Raw genomic sequence first — 20,287 nt, 5'->3', positions numbered from 1 at the left:
AATGTCACGCTCACGGTAACGACGGCTCGTTCGGGGTGTCAACGCGCCAGTGTTTCGCTTGGGGAAACGATGTGGCCTAAGCTCGGGTGAAGGATTTCCCGGGTGAAAGGAAGATGCCGTGGCGCGCATCGCCGCCGACGCCGACCCGCCGGCCCCCGCCGGCGACGAGGAGGCAGGGCAGAGCCGGTCGATCGCCGCGGTCGAACGGGCGATGGACGTGCTGCTGCTGTTCGGCCGCACCTCGCGCTCCGACCTGGGCATCACCGAGATCGCCACCGAGCTCGGCATCACCAAGGCCGCCGTGCACCGCATCCTCACCGCGCTGCGGAGCCGCGACCTGATCTCGCTCGACACCGCGACCCGCCGCTACGCGCTCGGCCACGCCGCGATCGGGCTCGGCCGCGCCTACCTCGCCCGTACCGACGTGCGCGCGATGGCCGCGCCCGAGCTGCGCGAACTGTCGCGGCTGACCGGTGAGACCGCGACCCTGTCGATCCGGCGCGGCGACACCCGCATGTACCTCGACCAGGCGGTGCCGAACCAGGAACTGCGGATGGAGGTCAGCCTCGGCATCCCCTACCCGCTGCACGCGGGCAGCTCGTCCAAGGCGTTCCTGGCCTTCCTCGACGAGGCCGAGGTCGACGGCTACCTCCAGCGGCATCCGCTGAAGGCGCTGACCGACAAGACCATCACGACCAAGCCCGGCCTGCGCAAGGAGCTCGCGGCCGTGCGCAAGCGCGGCTACGCGATCTCCTACGGCGAGCGGCAGGAGGGCGCGGCGTCGATCGCCGCGCCGATCCTCGACCACGACGGTCATGTGATCGCCACGATGAGCGTCTCGGGACCCATCACCCGCTTCAAGCCGCGCCTCACCCAGAACGCGCCGCACCTGCTGGAGGCGGCCGCCCGGGTCTCGGCCCAGCTCGGCTACGACCCGGGCCGCTAGCGGGCTCCGGGCCGTTAGAGGTCGGCCCCGGGCTTGAAGACGCCGAGCGCGGCGGCGGCCAGGACGCACGTCCAGATCGCGATGACATACGGCAGGCAGCCGTCGACCGAGCGCTTCAGCGTGCGTTCGACGGCGTCGTCGGAGCCGGTGGTCATCAGGATCCCGAACGCCGCGCCGAAGGGGCGCAGGGTCAGCCGGATGCCCAGCCCGCACGCGATCGCCGCCGTGTAGAGCGCGAGCTTGCCGCCCAGCCAGCGCGGATCGGTGGTCACGCCGAACGGGCGGTCCGCGCTCAGGGTGTAGACCGCCACCGCGGCGAGCGCCGCGATCAGGGCGAGGCGGATCGTCCAGTCGGCCCGCCGCACCCAGCGGAACCGGCCGTGCGTGCGGTGGTCGGCGATCGTCGCAGCCAGCCAGACGGCGGCCAGGAGCCAGACCAGAGCGGTCTGCCACCAGGTGAACAGGGGCATGCCGAACAACCGGGCGCCGTGCGGCTCCAGTGCCATCAGGGTGCAGCCGCTCGGCAGGAACAGGACGAGGCAGATCTTCGGGCCCAGGTCGAGGCCGCTCATGATGTTCAGGGCGGTCGCTCTGGCCTCGGGGGACAGTCCGGGCTTGAGCACGAACCTGCTGGCATAGAACACACCGAGGTCGCCGCCGAGCCAGAAGACGAACAGGATCAGGTGCAGCACGATCCACCAGCCGTGCGTATGCGGCCCCACGCGCGCCTCCAAGCCTTCAAGGGAAACGTCGTTTCGATGGATGGAACGCTAACACGGGTGCGTCAGAGCGATCCGTTCGCCGGATAGGTCGCCTTCAGCTCGGCGAACACGATGAGCCGGTACGCGGCGGAGAACTTCGGGTGGCAGGTGGTGAGCGTCAGCAGCCGCCGCCGTGGCCGCGAGTCCGGGTGCAGCGGGACGGGCGCGGTCACCTGGATCGCGTCGGGCCGGACGACCGTGCGTCCGGTCACCGTGTAGGCGTAGGTGGTGGTCGCGGTGTCGATGAGGATCTGATCTCCGCGCGACAGTTCACCGTTGCGGTTGAAGGGCGCGCCATAGGTGGTGCGGTGGCCCGAGATCACCATGTTGCCGACCTCTCCCGGGCCCGCGGTGCCGGGGTAGTGCCCGGGGCCCTTGCGCAGGTCGGAGGCGGTGACGCCCTCGACGATCGCGTAGCGGTAGGACGGCCCGAAGCGGGGAACGCGGATGACGGCGAAGGCGTGCCCGATGGCGCGCGGGGCTGGATTTGCCGATCGGGTGGTCTGCCGGTCGCGGCTGGTGGCGAGTCGCGACCGGGTGGCCTGCCACTGCTGCTCCAGCTCGTTGCTGAGGCTCTTCTGCTGCCGGCGGGTGTAGTCGCCGGTGCCCCAGACCAGGTGGGCGACCAGCAGCGCGAGGATCAGCCCGGCGGTCACCGTCAGCTCGGCGAGCACTCTGATCGCGCTGCGCATGAGATCGGACCGTAGCCCACCGGGTGAGCCGGACGGAAGGGAAACGGCGATCCCCTCAGCGGAACATTCGCTTGTTTTCGACGCGTCGCGGGCCTTGACAGCCGGGTGGCATCCGGAGTTGCCTATGGGCACATTGCGAAACCTCGTTTCCCTAGACGAAACAGGAATCGAGGTGTGCGACGGAAGGAGCGGCAGCTCGGATGGCGAGGCATCAGACAGACCGGCCGCACGCGGCCGTCCGCGGCCCCGCGCCGGTGATCGTGGCGGTGGCCGCGATCGCGGGCACCGCCACGATCCCGTTCACCACCGCGACGGCGGCGCAGGCCGCGCAGGCGGCACGGGCGGGAACCGGCACGGCCACCTACGACTGCGCGATCTTCTCGACGCACTTCGACTACGAGCCGACCATCACCGTCACCGCGCCCGCGGACGCGGCGGTGGGCGACCAGGTCCCGTTCGAGGCCGAGTTCACGCCCATGCCCAACAAGGCGCCGCTTCCCGTGGACAAGTGGACCACCACGGGCCAGATCAGTCTGTCGGGCGCGGCGACCGGCGAGGCCGGCATGTCCGCACCCGAGAAGACCGGCCCGGTCGCCCCCGGCACCCCGATCACGATCGGCAAGCTCACGGGCAGGTTCACCGCGGGCAACGCCGGTGACGTGCGGCTGGCGCCCGGCAAGCTGGTGGTGAGCGCGGTCGCCTCCGGCGCCACCGCCGCCATCACCTGTGCCCTCAAGGGATCGGCGCCGACGCTGGCCACCGTCAAGGTCGCGGGAGCCACTGGCCCGGCGGCGACGGTCACCCCGAGCAGCATCCAGCAGGGCGCGGCCATCACGATCGGCGGAACGGGCTGGCAGAGCGGAAACGTCAGCCTGTCCCTCTGCGACGCCAACGGCGCCGCCTGCAAGGACGGCGACCTGACCGACGCGGCCGCCTCCGCGGATGCGACCGGCATGCTCACCGGGCACGCGACGATCGCCGACCAGGCCGGTATCGGGGCGCGCACGCTCAAGGTCACCCAGGGCGCGGTCAGCAAGGACGTCGCGCTGACCGTCACAGAGAAGAGCACGCCGCCGACCGGCGGCTGCGCCGGCAAACCCGCCGACCGGTGCGGCGAACAGAAGGTCTCGGTCACCGTCAACGCCGGGGCGCTGACCATGTCCAGGCAGCCGGGCGAGGTCACGCTGACGCCGGTGACGCTCGACGGCACCGCCAGGACGGCGACCGGCGATCTCAAGCAGGTCCAGGTCGTCGACGCGCGCGGCGGGACGAGCGGCTGGTCGCTTACCGGGACCATCACCGACTTCGCCTCGTCCAGCGGCTTGAAGATCCCGGCGGGGAACCTGTCGTGGACCCCCAAGTGCGCGGCCGCCGCCGGATCAAGCGTCGTCACCACCGGCAGCGCCGGTCCGCTCGACACCACGACCGCGTCCGCGCTGTGCGGTGCGGCCGACGGCACGGGCGCGGTGGTCGGCGGCTCGTTCACCGCCGACGCCGGGCTGAACCTGAAGGTTCCGCCGGTGACAGGGGCCGGTCAGTACGCGGCCGTCCTCACCCTCACCCTGTCCTGATCGATGGCTCTGGTCAGCGGGATCGCCGCCGGCGCGACGGTGCTCGCGCTGACGATGCCCGGCGCCGATCCGGTCCCGCCCCCTGTCCCGGCCCCCGCGGCGGGGAACGGGTCCTGGTCGGTCGGGCCCGCCGACCGCGGCGGTGCGCCGGTCGCCCGGCCGTCGTTCGCGATCGAGGCGCCCGCCGGCTCCACGGTCCGCGACGCCGTGCACATCGCGAACCTCACGGCCAAGCCGCTCACCTTCGAGGTCTACGCGGCGGACGCCTACAACACTCCGCGCGACGCGGGCTTCGCGCTGCGCGGCGCCGCCGAGCCGCGGCGGGACGTGGGCGGCTGGATCAAGCTGCCGTCCGGGCGGCTGACCGTTCCGCCCGGCTCGGCGCGAGACCTCCCGTTCAGCGTGACCGTGCCTGCCAACGCCACCCCGGGCGAGCACATCGGCGGGATCGTCGCGCTCAACACCGCGATCGAGAGCGTCCAGAACGCCGGGGGCGCCCGCATCGGGCTGCGCCGCGCCGTCGGCGCCCGCGTCTACCTGCGCGTGCCCGGTCCCCTCACCCCGAGCCTGCGGCCGCAGGGGCTGACCGTCACACGGCATGAGCCGGCCGTGCCGTTCACCGCGAAGGCGCCGGGCTCGCTTCGCTTCAACGTCGTCAACACCGGCAACCTGCGGCTGGCGCCGATCGTGCGGGTGCGGGCCACGGGCCTGTTCGGGCGCACTCTGAAGGACTGGCCGATCCGGCAACTGCCCGAGATCCTGCCGGGTCAGAGCACGGAGATCACGCTGCCCTGGGAGGGCACGCCGCCGCTGGACTCGGTGACCGTCCGGGTCGAGCTGACGGCGCCCGGCGGCGTGAAGGCGCGGACGCACGCCCACTTCGTGGCGATCCCCTGGGCCGCGTTGCTGACGCTGCTCGGCATCGTGTTCGTGCTGTGGTCGGTCCTGCCGCGCATCATCAGGCGCTGGCGGATCCGGGCCGGTCTGCTGCCCGAGGGGGAGACCGACTACCTCGACCCCTCGTACGCCGATCCCTCCACTGAGGGGGAGGCGATTCGGTGAGGCCCGTTCGCCGCCTGCCGGCCGTGCTCCTGTGCGTCGTCGCGGGCGCTTGGTCGATCACTGCGCCCGCCGCCCTTGCCGCCGGGCCGCCGAACGCGCCGCCTGGGGGACCGGGCGCGACGGCCGTCCCGGCAGAGGCGGCGATCGGGACCGCCGTGCGCGTCCGAGGTAGCGCATGGACGCCCGGCGCGACCGTTCAGGTGCAGATCTGCGGGGCCAACGCCGTGCACGGCTCGGCGGACTGCGACACCCAAGGCGGCGTGACGGCGCTGATCTCGCCCGCCGGTACGTTCGACGCGGGCCTGGCCGCCGGAGCTCCGCCGGCCGCCTGCCCGTGCGTCATCCAGGTGAGCACGCTGCCTGGCTCGCCCGGAGCCCCGCGCACGGTGACCTTCCCCTTTCGCGTGCTCGGCCATCGGGTCGCGGTGATCCTCAAGGACATCACCCCGGTCCGGGCCGACATCGTCGACGTGGAGGTCACCGGCGGCGGGGGATGGGGCGAGCTGTTCGGCGGCCGTCCGCGGCGCACGCTCGTGGTCCAGGTCCGCAACGCGGGCGCCGATCCCATCGTCGGCGCGCCGCTGACGGTCGGCTGGGGCGCCGGGTCCGATCCCGACTCGCCGGTGGACTCGCCTCGCACCGGCACGCTCCGGCCGGGACAGACCGCCACGTATCGCGTCCCGGTGGAGTTGCCCCCGGCGTCTTTCGGCACCTTCGTGGTGGGCGGACGCTACGCCGCCGCGGTGCCGTTCAAGACGACCTTCAGCGCCTACCCGTGGGGGCTTCTCGGCGTGAACGCCGTCGCCCTCCTGCTGTTCCTGCTCGGCCTCCGGCTGGCGTTCGCGCGGCGGGCCGCCCGGCGCCGAACCCGCGCCACCGAACGTGTGCCGGCCCCGATGCGGCCGCCGGTGACTCAGCACATCACCCGGAACGGCGCCGACGAACTGCTGGACTACCTCGACGAGACGGCCCGGGAGCCTTCGGGCGACTACCGCATCGATCGCGAGGCGCTGTCGGATTACCTGCGCCGCCGGACCGCGGGCCCGATCGACGTCGCCGCCCTCGAGGACTTCCTCGCACTCGACCGCTTCAAGCGACAGGAGCGGTGATGGCCGAGGGAGCCGTCGCACGGGCGGGAACGTTCGCCAGTGCCGCAGCCGGGCCGCTCGCCGGGGCCATCCTGGTGCTCCAGGCGGACGGCCTGGGCGGCGTGGTGAAGGTTCCCGGAGACGTCGTGACCTACATGGCGCTCACCGGTCTCACCCTCGGTTGCCTCACCCTGCCGCTCACCCTCTGGCTCGCCAGGAGAGTGCCGCTTCCCGGGCTGATCGCGGTGTCGGCCGGACTGACGACGCTCACCTTGGCGATCGCGGGCCTCGCGCCGGCAGCTCCGGTCTTCGCGACGGCGACGATGGCGGCGGGCGTGCTCGCCGGTCCGTTGCTCCTGCTGCCCCGCGCCTTGACCGTGCGTCTGCACGGACTCGACGCGTTCGCCTGGTGGCACGCCGCGGCACTGGCCGGCCTGGCCGCCGCCGCCCTGCTCGTGGTGACGCGATCTCATGATCCGGGCGGGACGCTCGCCATCGCGGGCCTCGCCGGTGCGGTCCTCGGGACGGCGGCGATCTGCGCGGCGGCCCCCGTCGAACGCGGCGAAGCGCTCGCGGGCCTCCGGGAGACAGTGAGCCTGGTCACGCGGGCTTTGGCCGGGTACGCCACGGCCGGATTCGCCATCGCCGTCTGCGTGACGGCCGGTCTGCATCTGATGGTGTTCCGCTGGAGCGTCCTCGCCTCTGACGCGGTGGCCCGGCTCGCGTGGGCCACGCTGGGCGCGGTGGCGGTCGTCATCGCGTTCCGGCATGCGACGCGGGACGTCCGCACGGCCCCCTGGCTGCTGCTGGCGGCCGCGACCGCCCCGGTGCTGATGGCGACCGCGCCCGGAGCGAACATCCAGGCGATCGGATTCGCCGTTGCGCTCGCCGCCGGGTGCCTTGCCGTCGCGGTGCTCGACACTCAGGTCCTGTCGACCATGCCCGCGCGGCGACGACCGGCCGCGGCGGCGCTGACCGCCGCCGCAGCGGGAGTCGGCGGGCTGATCGGCTGGGGTGTCGTCGCGTCCCTTCGTTCGCTCACCGGCGAGGGCACCGCGCTGACGCTCACGGCCTTGCCCGTGGTCGCGGGAGCGCTGCTCACGCTGCTGGTCGACGCCGACCCCGATCACCCGGACGGCGAAGGCGGAGACCCGGTCGCGCCCGCGCTGGTCGAGGTCCGCGGCCTGTCGGTCCACCACGAGTCGGCGAGCCTGCACCGCGTCAGCCTCCGCGTCGAGGCGGGCGAGACGGTCGCGCTGTTCGGCGGCGGCGCCCAGACGATGCTCACCGCCCTGGCGGGTCATCTGAGGCCGGCGGGCGGCGCCGCGTTCTTCGCCGGAACCGACCTCGGCCAGATCCCCGTCGAGCAGCGGGCGATGCTCGCCCTGTGCCACCTGATCGGGCCGTCCCCGCAGGTGCAGGACGAGCGCACGGTGACCGGCCACCTTCGCGGCCACGCCCGCATGCTCGGAAGGGCCGAACCCGATCGCACGGCCGAGGCGATCCTGGAGATCTTCCCGATCCTGCGCGAACGCGGCGCGGAGCTGGTCGCGGGCCTGTCCGAGAGCGACCGGCGGCTCCTCGGCCTGGCGGAGGCCGTCATCGCGCGCCCGCGACTGCTGCTGGTCGACGCGATCTCGCCCGGCCTCGCACCGGAGGCGGTCGACGGCGCCCTGGCGGTCGTACGGCGGCTGGCGGCCGAGGGAACCGCCGTGCTCCTCACCGACCCCCGGATCCCGATCGCGCTCGCGCTGGCGCAGCGGGCCTACGTGCTCGATCGCGGCCGCGTCATCGCCGAACTCAACGCACCGACGGCCGAGGAAGTCCACCTGCTGCTCCGGCCGGGTCGCCGGAAGCACGGCAAGCCCGTTCAAGGAGGTCGCGCATGGTGATCGGAACCGTCGCCGCGGCCCTCGTCGCCGCCGGACTGGGCGCGGGAACGGCCGGTCCCGCCCTCCAGGTCAGCCAGGTCGCCGACCTCGCCGAGGGCCAGCAGATCACGGTCGCGGGCTCGGGGTATCGGCCCGGCCTGCAGTCCGTCGCGGTCGGCCTGTGCCGGGAGGGCTACACCAACGGCCTCAAGGACTGCGACCTGGGCGGCGGCGCGACGTTCGTCAACATCGACGCCAAGGGGCGCTTCAGCGGCGTCCGGCTGAAGGCCCGTTCGAAGTTCAACGGCATCGACTGCACAGCACGGCAGTGCGTGATCGGGGCCGCGCCGCTCCCGACGTCCAACCCACCCGCGGTCGTCAACGCCAACACCGCCGTCGTCCGGGTCGGCTTCAAGGGCTCCACCTTCACCGGCGGGACGACACCGGCGCCCGCCGCCACGACGGCTGCGCCGTCCGGAGGTGGTGGCGGGCCCTCCACGGTGCTGTGGGCGGTGACCGCCGGAGCCGTGGTCGTGGGCGGCGCCACCATCGCAGCCCGGCAACGCCGCCGGTAGCTCCACCCCATCCCGAGCAAACACCCGCAGGAGGTGCACGATGCGCAGAACCCGCAAGCAGGCGGCCACGGTGGCGGCCATCACCACGGCGAGCGTGCTCGCCCTGGGACCGCCCGCGCTGGCGGCCCCCACTCTGAAGATGAGCAAGACGACGGGGCTGAAGGCCGGAGACAAGATCGATGTGGTGTCGCTGACCGGCCTCAAGCCCAACCTCGCCTCGGTGGCGATCGGCCAGTGCAAGCCCGTCGTCACAGGGACGGCCGACTGCGACATCTCCGGAGCGTTGCTCGGCACAGCGGACGGCTCCGGCAAATGGAAGCCGGGCGCCAAGGGCAGCACCATCACCCTCCTGGCCAAGATCGGCAGCACGTCCTGCACCGCCAAGGCCGGGGCCTGCATCATCGGCGTCACCAGCCTGACCGACCCCACCAATGTGCTGGTGAAGGTCCCGCTGACGTTCTCCTCGAGCGGGGGGAACGGCTCCGGCGGCAACGGCGACGGCGGCAACGGTGACGGCAACGGCGGCGACGGCAACGGCAGCAGCGGCCAGAACCTGCCGCACACCGGGAGTCCCGATGGTCTCCCCACCTACGCGCTCGTCGCGTCCGCGCTCGTCCTGAGCGGCGGCGCCGCGCTGCTGATCATCCCGCGCCGGCGGCGGAGGGCGTCCAGATGACCGTTCGCGCCAAGCTCGCCGGAGCCCTCGCCGCGGTGGCCCTGTTCAGCCTGGGAGCCGGACTCGCGCCGAGACCGGCCTCCGCCACCGCCACCGCCTCCGCGCCGATCGCCTACTCCAGCACCGTGCACGGAGACCCCGCCGACGTGTATGCGCCGCCGTCCGATCAGATCCGAACCCGCCTCCCTGTGGCCCTGCTTCTCCAGGGCGCCAACGTCGACAAATCCCAGTACGCGGCGTTCGCCCGCGCGGTCGCCGGTTACGGCTTCGCCGTGGTGGTTCCCAACCACACCCGGACCGTCCTCGGCCAGCAGGGATTGTTCACCGAACAGGCGCAGGCAGCGTGGACGGTGGAATGGATGCGCCAGGAAGCGGGACGGGCCGCCTCACCGCTGCACGACAAGATCGACACCGGCTCGCTCGTCCTGCTGGGGCATTCGTTCGGCGGAGCCACAGGCCTCATGGTGACGACCGGCACCTGCGCGCCCCCGTTCTGCGGCGAACCCGCCACCCGGCCCGCGGAGCTGAAGGGCGCCGCGCTCTACGGCACCAACAACGCCTCGCCCGGCGGCGGTGGGAGCCCCCCGGTCGCCAACGCCGTACCGGTCGCGCTCATCCAGGGCACCGCCGACGGCATCGCCGCCCCGTCCGCGGCCGAGACCACCTACCAGGCGCTCCAGAAGCCGCCCAAGATGCTCGTCTCGGTGACCGGCGCCAACCACTACGGGCTGACCGACGCCCAGAACCCCGCCGGGGCCCGGCCCGATCCCTCCGCGCAGACCGCCGGCCAGGACGTCACCGTCGCGGCCGCCGCCAGATGGAGCGGGATGTTCCTGCGCACGGTGCTGGGCGACCGCTGGTCCGGCGTGTGGCTGTACGGGGTGGGCGACGCCGTCGACGACGCGGTGACCGTCGTCTCCACCCGATGACCGTCCACGAGGCGGGGATCGGACGCCACTTCGAGGACTTCACCGTCGGCGACGTCTTCCAGCATCCGTTCGGCCGCACGATCAGCGAGGCCGACAACACCTGGTTCACGCTGCTGACGCTCAACACCAACCAGAACCATTTCAACGCCGACTTCGCCGGGCGCGCGCCGTACGGGCGGATCATCGTCAACTCGGGGCTGACCGTGGCACTGGTGCTCGGCCTGTCGGTCATCGACGTGAGCCAGTCCGCGCTGCTCAACCTCGGCTGGACCGACATCACGCTGGACCATCCCGTGTTCGTCGGCGACACGATCTACGCCGAGTCCCTGGTCGTCGAGGTCCGCGAGTCGAGGTCGCGGCCGTACGCCGGCATCGTCACCTGCCGCACCCGCGGCCTCAACCAGGACGGCGACGAGGTCATCTCCTGGCTGCGGACCGTGATGGTCTACCGGCGGGACGCGCCGCACGACAAGGGCTACTTCCCGCAGGCCAAGAGTGGTCCGATGCGGTTGCCAGGGGACGCGGGGTGAGGATCACCTACGGGCCCTGGGGCGAGACGCTGGGCGAACTGGTCGCCGCAGCCCGCGCCGCCGAGGAGGCGGGGGCCGAAGCGCTGTGGGTCCCCGAGCTGCACCGCAGCGCCACCGTCGCCGCCGCGGCGGTGGCGCAGGGCACGCGGCGTGCCCGGATCGGGACGGCGATCACGCTGGCGTTCACCCGCAGCCCGATGGTGACCGCGCTGGAGGCCCTCGACCTGGACGAGCTGTCGGGCGGCAGGTTCGTGCTCGGGCTCGGCTCGGGCGTCAGGCGGCTGAACGAGGACTGGCACAACGTGCGCTGGGGGAGCCCGGTGGCGCATCTGCGCGAGAGCGTCGCCGCCGTCCGGCACATCGTCGCGCACGCGGTGGACGGGGCGCCGATGGTGCTGGACGGCGCGCACGAGAGCCTGGCCGTACGAGGCTTCCGGCGCCCCTTCCCACAGGCCAGGGCCGAGATCCCGATCTACCTGGCGGGCCTGGGCCCGGCGATGACGCGGCTGGCCGGCCAGATCGGCGACGGCTGGATCTCGCACGAGCTGTGCTCGCCCGAGTGGCTGCGCGAGCGCGCTCTGCCCGCGCTCGAGGACGGGCTCGGCGCGGCCGGCCGCGAGCGCGAGGCCCTGGACGTCGTGGTGTCGGCCGTCTGCTCGCTGGACCCCGATCCGGTGGTGGCGCGCGGGCGGGCGGCCGGTGTGGCGGGGTTCTACGCCTCGGTGCGCTCCTACGCCGACTTCTTCGCCTTCCACGGCCTGGCCGATGACCAGGCGTGGACGATCACAGCCCTGCGTTCCGGCGCGGGCGCCGATGATCTGGCGTCGGCGGTCTCCGGCCGCATGGTGGACGCGCTGACGGTGACCGGCACCGCCGAGCGGGTGCGCGACCGGCTGGCCGCCTACGAGGGCGTCGCCGACACCCTCAAGCTCACGCCGCCCGTGTACGGCCTGCCCGCCGCCGAGACGCGCGCCGCGCAGGCGCGCCTCATCGAGCTGATCAGGGAGCTGACATGAAGCCGTTGCAGGACGTCCGGATCGTGTCGCTGGAGCAGTACGGCGCCGGACCGTTCGGCTCGCTGCACCTGGCCGATCTCGGCGCCGAGATCATCAAGATCGAGGACCCGCGCACCGGCGGCGACGTGGGCCGTTACGTGCCGCCCTACGCCGAGGGCGAGGACTCGCTGTTCCACGAGGCGTTCAACCGCAACAAGCGGTCCCTGTCGCTGGACATCTCCACCCCGGCCGGCCGCGAGGTGTTCGAGGACCTCGTACGGCGAAGCGACGCGGTGTACTCCAACCTGCGCGGCGACGTACCGGCCAAACTGCGCATCACCTACGACGACCTGAAGCACCTGAATCCCGCCATCGTCGCCTGCTCCCTGACCGGGTTCGGCATGACGGGTCCCCGGTCCGCCGAGCCGGGATACGACTACATCCTGCAGGGGCTCGCCGGCTGGATGGATCTGACCGGCGAGCCGGACGGGCCGCCGGCCAAGTCGGGGCTGTCGCTGGTCGACTACTGCGGCGGTTTCGTGGCCGGCCTGGCGCTGCTGGCCGGGCTGCACGCCGCCCGCCGCGACGGCGTGGGCATGGACTGCGACGTGTCGCTGTACGACACCGCCATCGCGATGCTCACCTACCCGGGCGTCTGGCACCTCAACGCGGGGTTCACGCCGGTGCGGACCCGTCACTCGGCGCACCCGTCGCTGGTGCCGTTCCAGGCGTTCGAGGCCCGCGACGGCTGGCTGGTGGTCGGCTGCGCCAAGGAGAAGTTCTGGCGGCGCCTGACCGTGGTGATGGGCCGTGCCGAGCTGGCCGACGACCCGCGCTTCGCCACGTTCGCCGACCGGCAGCGCAACGCGGCGGACCTGCTGCCGCTCCTGGAGAAGGTCTTCGCGGGCCGCACCGTGGCCGCGTGGCTGGAGGCGCTGTACGCGGCGGCCATCCCTTGCGGGCCCATCAACGACGTCGCGCAGGCCCTGCGGGACGATCACACCGCGTCGCGCGGCCTCATCGTCGAGACCGACCATCCCCGCTACGGCAGGCTCAAGAACCTCGCCTCGCCGGTACGGGTCGGCGCCGTCCAGCCCGAACATCGCCGCGCGCCGCGCAGGGGCGAGGATCTCGCGGAGGTCATGCGCGACCTGCTCGGCTACGACGACGCCCGGGTCGCCGCGTTGACCGAGGCCGGAGCCTTCGGAGAGCCGCGATGACGATCGCGGGTGAACTGGCCGGCTGGGCGCTCTCCCTTGACCTCGCCGACGTTCCCACCGAGGTGCGGCATGCCGCGTGCCGGCACGTTCTCGACGGGATCGGCTGCGCGGTCGCGGCGGCACGATGCGGGGCCGCGTCCGCCGCCAGAGGGACCGTCGGCCGCGCGTTCGAACTCGGAGTGCTCGTCCACGCGCTGGACTTCGACGACACGCACGCGGGCGGTCTCGTGCACGCGACCGCACCCGTACTGCCGGTAATGCTGTCGGAGGGTGTTCGGCTCGGCGTCTCCGGGGCCGAGGCGCTCACCGCCGCGATCGCCGGCATGGAGACCATCTGCAGGCTCGGCGCCGCCGCGCCACACGCCTTCCATGCCCGGGGGCTGCACGCCACCGCGGTGTGCGGTGTGTTCGCCTCGGCGTTGACCGCCGCCAGGCTGCGGGGCCTGTTGGTGGAGCAGACGGTGAACGCGCTCGGCATCGCCGGAAGCCGTGCGGGCGGCCTGCTGGAGTTCCTCGACACCGGCGCCTCGACCAAGCAGCTGCACCCTGGCTTCGCCGCCCAGGACGGCATCGTGATCGCCGCGCTCGCCGCCGCCGACGCCACCGGCCCCGCGACCGTCTTCGAAGGGCGCTACGGGGTCTACCGCGCGCTGATCGGGCGGGATCCCGACCGTGCGGCGCTGCTGGGCGGGCTCGGAGAGGACTGGGAGATCACCCGCATCACCGTCAAGCCCTATCCGGCCTGCCAGCTGCTGCACGCCCAGCTGGACGCGGCCCGGGAACTGCGCGATTCCGGGCTCTTCGACGGGCCCCCGATCCAGGAGATCGTGGTGGAGGTGCACCCCGATGCCGTTCCCATCGTCTGCGGGCGGGGGAAGGAACGCCCGCGCAGCTCCTACGAGGCCAAGTTCAGCCTGCCGTGGAGCGTGGCCGCGATGATCGTCGACGGCGCGGTGACCGTCCGCACGTACGACCACATCGATCGGCCGGACGTGCTCGAGATGGCCGCCCTCGTCCGGCCTCAGGCGGCCGAGTTCGGGGGCGCCGCCGCCGATCAGCCCGGACGGGTGCGTGCCCGGCTCGGCGACGGGCGGTGGGTGATGGCCGCCGTCCCGCGCAGCCGCGGCGGTCCGGGTGACCCCGGCATCGCCGCGACGGTCCGGGACAAGGCCCTGGCCAACCTGGGCGGGGACGATCCGGAGGGCATCGCCGAGATGGTGCTCGCCCTGGACGCGCAGCCCTCCCTCAAGCCGCTGATGAAGGCATTGGAGAGCCATGGACTCTGACACGACGAGACTCGGGGCCGTCGCGGGCTCGGTCGAGACCGCCTACCGGTCGGCGTTCGCGCTGCTCGCCGAGGTCGGACTCGGACCCGCCGACGTGGTGCACGTGGCGGAGTACGCGACGGCCGGCGCCCTCGGGGCGCGCGATCGCGTCGAGGCGGTCCGGCGCGGCGAGATGGGGGAGCGGCGCGTTCCGGTGGCGACCATTCCGGTCGAGGGGCTGATGGAACCGGCGGCGGAGCTGGCCGTCGAGCTGACCGCCCATCCCGGTGGCGGCAGAGCCGTGGGTGAGCTGCGCATCGCCGACGGGATCGTCTACCTGCCGGGAATCCACCCGGACGACGCGGCCCACGGCGACTTCCGCGCCCAGTACCGTTCCTGCCTGGAGCAGGCCGGCGATCTCCTCAAGGCCGCGGGCCTGGGGCTGGACGCCCTCGTTCAGACCATCGACCACACCGCGACCTCCACCCGCGCCGAGTATCCGCGCTGTGGCCGCCCGCGCCGGGAACTGCTCGGCGGCACCGGGACCGACGGCCGGGCCGTTCACCCCGGGGCGGCGGGCATCCTGGCCGACCGGCCGGTGAGGCCCGGCGCGATGGTCTCGCTCGACGCGCTCGCCTCCACCGAGCCTCTGCGCGCGGTGAACCCGGGCTGGCGCCGCTACGACACCCTCACCTACACACCGGGCGTGCTGGCCGGCAAGACGCTGTTCATGTCGGGCTTCGGCGCGCTGGAGCCCGCCACCCAACGGGCCGTCTTCGAAGGCGATCTGCTCGCGCAGGCCGAGTTCGTCTACGCCGGGATCGCCGCCGTGCTGCGCGAGGCCGGGCTGGGCGACGACCTGCCGTACGGCTGCGTTGAGCGGCTCGTGGAGTACGTGACACCGGCGGGCGTGGAGCGCTATCCGGAGGTAGCCGAGATCCGCCGCAGGTACTTCGGCGACGGGCCCGCGCTCACGTCGGTCGTCTGCTCGGCGTTGCTACGGCCGGAGTTCCTCATCGAGGTCGTCCCGACGGCGGTGCTCCCATGAGCCTGCTCACCGAGGAGATCAAGGCACTGATCGGCAGCGAGGTCTCCTACACCGCGCCCGAGGAACTGGGCCGCGCCGCCATCCGCTACTTCGCGCAGGCCACGGGCGACGACAACCCGCTCTACACCGACGACGCTTACGCCCGCGAGCACGGCTACGGCGGTGTCGTCGCACCGCCCACCCTGATCTGCGAGACGAACCAGTACGCGGGACTGCCGCGCGATGACGATGGCCATGCCGGGCACACCTGGCGCCTGGAGGTTCCCGGCACGCGGCTGGTGCGCGGCGGCAACGACTACGCCTTCCATCGTCCGGTCCGGCCCGATGACGTCATCACGGCGACTTGGCGGATCGACGACGCGAGGGAACGGACCGGCTCGGGCGGACGGTCGATGCTGATGATCACCTCCACCGCCGTCTACACCGACCAGAACGGCGAACCGCTCGCCACCAACACCGAGACCTTGATCTACGTGGAGGTCCCGTCATGAGCGTCGCCGCGCGAAGCGTCACCGTGGGGGAGGGGCCGCCTGTGCTGGAGCGGCGCATCGACCTGCCCGACATGATCGCGTACGCGGGGGCCACCTGGGACTGGCATCGCCTGCACTACGACCCGGAGTACGTGAACGCCCGAGGGCTGCCCGGACCGGTCGTGGACGGGCAGGTCTTCGGGGCGCTGCTGGCCGAACAGATCCAGGACTGGCTCGGCCCGCGCGCTCGGCTGAGGAGGCTGCACTTCCGGTTCAGGAACCCGGTGTTCGCGGGTGAGACCGTTCGCTGCACCGGCGCCGTCAGCAAGATCGATATCGGTGGGCTGATCGTGGTGGAGCAACGCGTCGAGGTCCCGGCGGACGGCCGCGTCGCGGTCGCTCCCGCCGGTGCGACCGTGGAGTTCGGCCCGTGACGGTCGCGATCGCCGGCGCCGCCGAATCCGATCTGGGCATCACCGGCATGTCGATCCTGGCGCTGCAGGCGCAGGCGGTCACGCGGGCGCTGGCCGACGCCGGGCTGTCCCTGCGCGACGTGGACGGCCTGGCGACCTCTGGTGTGTCGCGATTCTCCGCCTCGCTGGTCGCCGAGTACCTCGGAATCTCACCGTCGTGGACGGACTCGACCTTCGCCGGGGGCTCGGCGTTCGAGATGTACGTGGCGCGGGCGGCCCAGGCGATCGAGGCCGGACAGTGCTCGACGGTCGTCATCTCCTACGGCTCCAACCAGCGCTCCGCCGGGTCCCGGAGGCTGGCGGGCGTAAAGGAGACCCACACGCCGCAGCAGCAGTTCGAGGCACCGTACGGGCCGCTCTTCCCGATCTCCTACTACGCGATGGCCGCCCAGCGCTATCTCCACGTGCACCGCGCCGAACGCGAGCACCTCGCCGAGGTGGCGGTCGCGGCGCGCGAGTGGGCGCTGCTCAACCCCCGTGCCCACAGGCACTCCGCCGGGCCGCTCACCAGGGATGACGTGCTCGATGCCCCGATGGTCTCCACGCCCCTCACGGTGGCCGACTGCTGCCTGGTCACCGACGGCGGCGGCGCCCTCGTGCTGACCTCGCTGGCGCGGGCCCGCGACCTGCCCAGGCCGCCGGTCGTGCTGCTGGGGTACGGCGAGGCGACCACCAACGACGGCATGATCGCGGCCGGGGACCTGCTCCGGCCCGGATCCGCCGACTCCGGGCGGCGTGCGTTCGCCATGGCCGGTCTCGGTCCCGGCGACGTGGACGTGGCGCAGGTCTACGACTCGTTCACGATCACAGTGCTGCTGACCCTGGAGGGGCTGGGATTCTGCGGGCCCGGTGAGGCGGCGTCGTTCGTCTCCGACAGGCGGACGCGGCCGGGCGGTGCCTTCCCGCTCAACACCTCGGGCGGCGGCCTGTCCTACAACCATCCCGGCATGCTCGGGCTGCTTCTGCTCGTGGAGGCCGTACGGCAACTGCGAGGCGAATGCGGGCGGCGGCAGGTGCCGAATGCGCAAGTCGCGCTCGCCCACGGAACGGGCGGCGTCCTGTCCACGCACGCGACCGTGCTGCTCGGGGTGGACCGGTGACCGAGACGTCTCCGCCTTTCGACGAGATCACCGAGCCCTGGTGGGACGCCACCCGGGAACGCCGGCTGACCGTTCAGCAGTGCTCGGCGTGCGGCGAACGGCAGCACTATCCGCGCGCGATCTGCACCGGCTGCGGCGGCACGGACCTGGAGTTCGCGGAGGCGTCGGGACGGGGGACCGTGGACTCCTTCACCGTCGTTCACCGGGCGGCGCATCCCGGCTGGGAGACCCCGTACGTGGTCGCCCGCGTCCGGCTCGCCGAAGGGCCGATCCTTCTCACCGACCTGGTCGGCGCCGACCCCGATCACTGGAGCTGTGACATGCCGGTGCGGGTGACATGGCGTCCGCTGGCCGACGGGCGGCACCTGCCCCTCTTCACGAAGGAATGACCGCATGGACTTCGAGTTGAGCGACGAGCAGCGGATGTTCCGCGACACGATCCGGGCGTTCGCGGAGAAGGAGATCCGGCCGGTCGCCGTCGAGTGGGAGGCCGCCGGCCGCTATCCCGCCGAGATCGTGGAACGGATGAAGGAACTCGGCCTGTTCGGGCTGACGGTCCCGGAGTCATACGGCGGGCTCGGCGCCGACATGGTCTCGTTCGCGATCGTGTTCGAGGAGATCTCCAAGGCCTGGATGGGGGTCGCGGGGATCCTCGGAAGCCATTCGCTCGCCTGCTGGATGATCGCCCGCCACGGGACGGACGAGCAGAAGCGCAGGCTGCTGCCGGAGCTGGCGACCGGCGTCCGCCGCAGCGGCATCGGCCTCACCGAGCCGGGCGCGGGCACCGACCTGCAGGGCATCGCGACCACGGCCCGCCGCGACGGCGACCACTACGTGGTGACCGGCCGCAAGACCTGGATCACCAACGCCCGGCACGCCGACCCGCTGCCCGTCCTGGTCAAGACCGACCCCGCCGCCGAGCCCGCACATCGCGGCATGTCGGTGCTGCTGGTGAACGCGGGGACGCCCGGTTTCCAGGTGCTCCGCGACCTGCCCAAGCTGGGTTACCGGGGCACCGAATCCTGCGAGGTCGTCCTGGACGAGGTGGCCGTACCGGTGGACGACCTGCTCGGCGGCGTGGAGGGACGCGGCATGCAGCAGGTGCTGTCGGGGCTGGAGACCGGGCGCGTCAACGTCGCGGCCCGTTCGCTCGGCATCGCCCAGGCCGCCTACGACGAGGCCCTCACCTATGCGAGCCGGCGCGAGGCGTTCGGCCGGCCCATCAAGGACTTCCAGGCCGTGCAGCTCAAGCTCGCCGACATGGCCATCAAGGTGCAGGCGGCCCGGCTGCTGGTCTACTGGGCCGCCTCCCAGGCCGACGCGGGCCGGCGCGTGGACCTGGAGGCGGGCATGGCCAAGACCTTCGCATCCGAGGCCGCCATCGACTGCTCCCTGATGTCCATGCAGGTGCACGGCGGCTACGGATACTCCAAGGAATTCGTCGTCGAGCGGCTCTACCGGGACGCCCCGCTGATGAGCATCGGCGAGGGCACCAACGACATCATGCGGATCGTGATCGCCAAGGCGCTCACCGGCGGGGAGGGACGGATCGGATGAGGTCGGCGCTGTACGTTCCCGGAGACGCCCCCGGCAAGCTCGCCGGTGCCGCCCGGTGGGGCGCCGACGAGCTGATCGTCGATCTGGAGGACGCCGTCCCGGCCGCGCGCAAGGCCGAGGCCCGCCGCGCCGTCGCCGACTGGCTGGCGGGCGCTCCGCAAGGCCCGCGATCGTGGGTGCGCATCAACCCTGGCGAAGCCGGAGCCGCGGACCTCCATGCCGTCACCTGGCCCGTCCTCGCAGGCGTGTGCATGGCCAAGGCCGAGACGTACGCGCAGCTGATCGCCGTGAACGATCTCCTGTCGGAGCTGGAGAAGGCACGCGGGATCGAACCGGGCACCTTCGGGATCGTTCCCCTGCTGGAGTCGGCCTCCGCCGTGCTCGACGCGCCCCGGCTGGCCCGTGCCCCGCGCGTCGTACGGCTGCAGATCGGCGAGGCCGACCTGCGCGCCGACCTGGGTGTGGAGCCCGGACCGGATGAACGTGAGCTGCTGTTCGCCCGTTCGCAGGTGGTCCTGGCGTCGGCCGCCGCCGGGATCGAGGCGCCGATGGCGCCCGTCAGCACCGACTTCCGTGACCTGGACGGGCTGCGCGCCTCGACCGCGGCGCTCAAACGACTCGGGTTCGGCGGGCGCGCCTGCATTCACCCGGCCCAGATCCAGGTCGTGAACGAGGTCTTCACCCCCTCGGCCGACGAGGTCGCCCGCGCGCATGATCTGATCGTGCGCTATGAGGCCGCGGCCACGGCGGGGGACGGCGTCTGCGTGGACGCGGACGGCCGGCTCGTCGATGAGGCCGTGGTCAGGTCCGCGCGCCGCCTGCTGGCGCGACGCGGGCGAGATGGTCGAGGGCGTCGGTGAGCGAGACGACCTCGGCGTACTTGGCCCGCAGATCGAACAGGGCCGCCTCGTGGGGACGGCTGTCGCGATCACCGCACGCCTCGCGGACGACCGCGGGGACGAAGCCGTGCTGGAGGGCGTCCACGGCCGTCGCCCGGACGCACCCGCTCGTCGACAGCCCGGCGATGAACACGGTGTCCACCCGGAGTGCGGTGAGGGTCGCGGCGAGCGAGGTGCCGAAGAACGCGCTGGCGTACTGCTTGACCACCACGGTCTCGGCCGCAGTGGGCCGCAGACCGGAGGAGAAGTCGCCGAGCGGGCTGCCCGCGTCGAAGCATCGCAGCGCGGGGACCTTCCGGTAGAACAGGCCGCCGTTCACCCCGCCGGGCCCGAACTCCACCCTGGTGAAGATCACGGGCACGCCGTGGCGGCGGGCGCCGTCGACCAGCCGGGCCGCCGCGTCCACCGCCTCCTCCACCGCCGCGTACAGCGGGGACTCCGGCTCGAGATAGGCGCGCACGACGTCGACGACCAGGACGACCGGGCGCGAGCCGAGCGGCAGCACCCCACCGAATCCCGCGGCCGCGTAGTCGGCGTCCACGTCCTTGTCGTTCATGAC

22 protein-coding genes are annotated in these 20,287 nt (G+C 72.6%); 19 read left to right on the top strand and 3 right to left on the bottom strand.

Annotated features, from left to right (window positions below):
* Positions 1–118: 118 nt before the first annotated feature.
* Complete coding sequence (locus J4573_RS56045) at positions 119–946, top strand: IclR family transcriptional regulator (RefSeq protein WP_307796600.1); 828 nt, start codon at positions 119–121, stop codon at positions 944–946.
* Between the two features lie 14 nt (positions 947–960).
* Here J4573_RS56045 and J4573_RS12220 read toward each other — a convergent pair whose 3' ends face one another.
* Both J4573_RS12220 and J4573_RS12215 read right to left on the bottom strand, forming a co-directional pair.
* Positions 961–1,668 (bottom strand): hypothetical protein, encoded by a 708-nt coding sequence (locus J4573_RS12220; RefSeq protein ID WP_208255484.1) that lies wholly within the window; start codon positions 1,666–1,668, stop codon positions 961–963.
* Positions 1,669–1,730: 62 nt separating this feature from the next.
* The gene (locus J4573_RS12215) at positions 1,731–2,399 is read right to left on the bottom strand and encodes a class E sortase (protein WP_208255483.1); all 669 of its coding nucleotides are present in this window, start codon (positions 2,397–2,399) and stop codon (positions 1,731–1,733) included.
* A 200-nt stretch (positions 2,400–2,599) separates the two neighbouring features.
* Between J4573_RS12215 and J4573_RS12210 the strand changes: the two genes are divergently transcribed.
* Genes J4573_RS12210 through J4573_RS12125 form a run of 18 tightly spaced genes read left to right on the top strand, consistent with a single transcriptional unit; the run spans position 2,600 to position 19,689 of the window.
* Positions 2,600–3,970 carry a WxL domain-containing protein gene (locus J4573_RS12210; RefSeq protein ID WP_208255482.1) on the top strand — a complete coding sequence of 457 codons (1,371 nt, stop codon included), beginning with the start codon at positions 2,600–2,602 and terminating at the stop codon, positions 3,968–3,970.
* A gap of 3 nt (positions 3,971–3,973) precedes the next feature.
* Entirely contained in the window at positions 3,974–5,032 is a 1,059-nt protein-coding gene (locus J4573_RS12205) for a hypothetical protein (protein WP_208255481.1), read from the top strand.
* Positions 5,029–6,141, top strand: a complete 1,113-nt coding sequence (locus J4573_RS12200) for a hypothetical protein (protein WP_208255480.1) — start codon at positions 5,029–5,031, stop codon at positions 6,139–6,141. Before J4573_RS12205 ends, J4573_RS12200 begins: the two co-directional genes overlap by 4 nt.
* A complete protein-coding gene (locus J4573_RS12195) occupies positions 6,141–8,012 on the top strand; it encodes an ATP-binding cassette domain-containing protein (protein ID WP_208255479.1) in 1,872 nt (623 codons plus the stop codon). Before J4573_RS12200 ends, J4573_RS12195 begins: the two co-directional genes overlap by 1 nt.
* Complete coding sequence (locus J4573_RS12190) at positions 8,006–8,566, top strand: neocarzinostatin apoprotein domain-containing protein (protein ID WP_208255478.1); 561 nt, start codon at positions 8,006–8,008, stop codon at positions 8,564–8,566. The genes J4573_RS12195 and J4573_RS12190 overlap by 7 nt, the downstream gene beginning before the upstream one ends.
* Before the next feature lie 40 nt (positions 8,567–8,606).
* Entirely contained in the window at positions 8,607–9,242 is a 636-nt protein-coding gene (locus tag J4573_RS12185) for a neocarzinostatin apoprotein domain-containing protein (RefSeq protein WP_208255477.1), read from the top strand.
* On the top strand, positions 9,239–10,171 hold the full coding sequence (locus tag J4573_RS12180; RefSeq protein ID WP_208255476.1) for an alpha/beta hydrolase family protein: 933 nt from the start codon (positions 9,239–9,241) through the stop codon (positions 10,169–10,171). The genes J4573_RS12185 and J4573_RS12180 overlap by 4 nt, the downstream gene beginning before the upstream one ends.
* On the top strand, positions 10,168–10,701 hold the full coding sequence (locus J4573_RS12175; protein WP_208255475.1) for a MaoC family dehydratase: 534 nt from the start codon (positions 10,168–10,170) through the stop codon (positions 10,699–10,701). The genes J4573_RS12180 and J4573_RS12175 overlap by 4 nt, the downstream gene beginning before the upstream one ends.
* On the top strand, positions 10,698–11,717 hold the full coding sequence (locus J4573_RS12170; RefSeq protein WP_208255474.1) for an LLM class flavin-dependent oxidoreductase: 1,020 nt from the start codon (positions 10,698–10,700) through the stop codon (positions 11,715–11,717). Before J4573_RS12175 ends, J4573_RS12170 begins: the two co-directional genes overlap by 4 nt.
* The gene (locus J4573_RS12165) at positions 11,714–12,916 is read left to right on the top strand and encodes a CaiB/BaiF CoA transferase family protein (RefSeq protein ID WP_208255473.1); all 1,203 of its coding nucleotides are present in this window, start codon (positions 11,714–11,716) and stop codon (positions 12,914–12,916) included. The genes J4573_RS12170 and J4573_RS12165 overlap by 4 nt, the downstream gene beginning before the upstream one ends.
* The gene (locus J4573_RS12160; RefSeq protein ID WP_208255472.1) at positions 12,913–14,202 is read left to right on the top strand and encodes an MmgE/PrpD family protein; all 1,290 of its coding nucleotides are present in this window, start codon (positions 12,913–12,915) and stop codon (positions 14,200–14,202) included. The genes J4573_RS12165 and J4573_RS12160 overlap by 4 nt, the downstream gene beginning before the upstream one ends.
* Entirely contained in the window at positions 14,192–15,229 is a 1,038-nt protein-coding gene (locus tag J4573_RS12155) for a RidA family protein (RefSeq protein WP_208255471.1), read from the top strand. Before J4573_RS12160 ends, J4573_RS12155 begins: the two co-directional genes overlap by 11 nt.
* Positions 15,226–15,720, top strand: coding sequence for an FAS1-like dehydratase domain-containing protein (locus tag J4573_RS12150; RefSeq protein WP_208255470.1), 495 nt, complete (start codon positions 15,226–15,228; stop codon positions 15,718–15,720). Before J4573_RS12155 ends, J4573_RS12150 begins: the two co-directional genes overlap by 4 nt.
* Complete coding sequence (locus J4573_RS12145; protein ID WP_208255469.1) at positions 15,717–16,133, top strand: MaoC/PaaZ C-terminal domain-containing protein; 417 nt, start codon at positions 15,717–15,719, stop codon at positions 16,131–16,133. Before J4573_RS12150 ends, J4573_RS12145 begins: the two co-directional genes overlap by 4 nt.
* A complete protein-coding gene (locus tag J4573_RS12140; RefSeq protein WP_208255468.1) occupies positions 16,130–17,272 on the top strand; it encodes an acetyl-CoA acetyltransferase in 1,143 nt (380 codons plus the stop codon). The genes J4573_RS12145 and J4573_RS12140 overlap by 4 nt, the downstream gene beginning before the upstream one ends.
* The gene (locus tag J4573_RS12135; RefSeq protein ID WP_307796599.1) at positions 17,269–17,661 is read left to right on the top strand and encodes a Zn-ribbon domain-containing OB-fold protein; all 393 of its coding nucleotides are present in this window, start codon (positions 17,269–17,271) and stop codon (positions 17,659–17,661) included. The genes J4573_RS12140 and J4573_RS12135 overlap by 4 nt, the downstream gene beginning before the upstream one ends.
* A 4-nt stretch (positions 17,662–17,665) precedes the next feature.
* Positions 17,666–18,829: an acyl-CoA dehydrogenase family protein gene (locus J4573_RS12130; RefSeq protein ID WP_208255467.1), complete on the top strand. Its 1,164-nt coding sequence runs from the start codon at positions 17,666–17,668 to the stop codon at positions 18,827–18,829.
* On the top strand, positions 18,826–19,689 hold the full coding sequence (locus J4573_RS12125; protein WP_208255466.1) for an HpcH/HpaI aldolase/citrate lyase family protein: 864 nt from the start codon (positions 18,826–18,828) through the stop codon (positions 19,687–19,689). The genes J4573_RS12130 and J4573_RS12125 overlap by 4 nt, the downstream gene beginning before the upstream one ends.
* Here the strand turns inward: J4573_RS12125 and J4573_RS12120 are convergent.
* Positions 19,631–20,284, bottom strand: coding sequence for an isochorismatase family protein (locus J4573_RS12120; protein WP_208255465.1), 654 nt, complete (start codon positions 20,282–20,284; stop codon positions 19,631–19,633). The two genes, J4573_RS12125 and J4573_RS12120, sit on opposite strands and share 59 nt — an antisense overlap.
* Positions 20,285–20,287: the final 3 nt, after the last annotated feature.

The organism is Actinomadura barringtoniae (assembly GCF_017573505.1).
Lineage (GTDB): Bacteria > Actinomycetota > Actinomycetes > Streptosporangiales > Streptosporangiaceae > Spirillospora > Spirillospora barringtoniae.
This window is presented reverse-complemented; position numbering and strand designations above follow the sequence as displayed.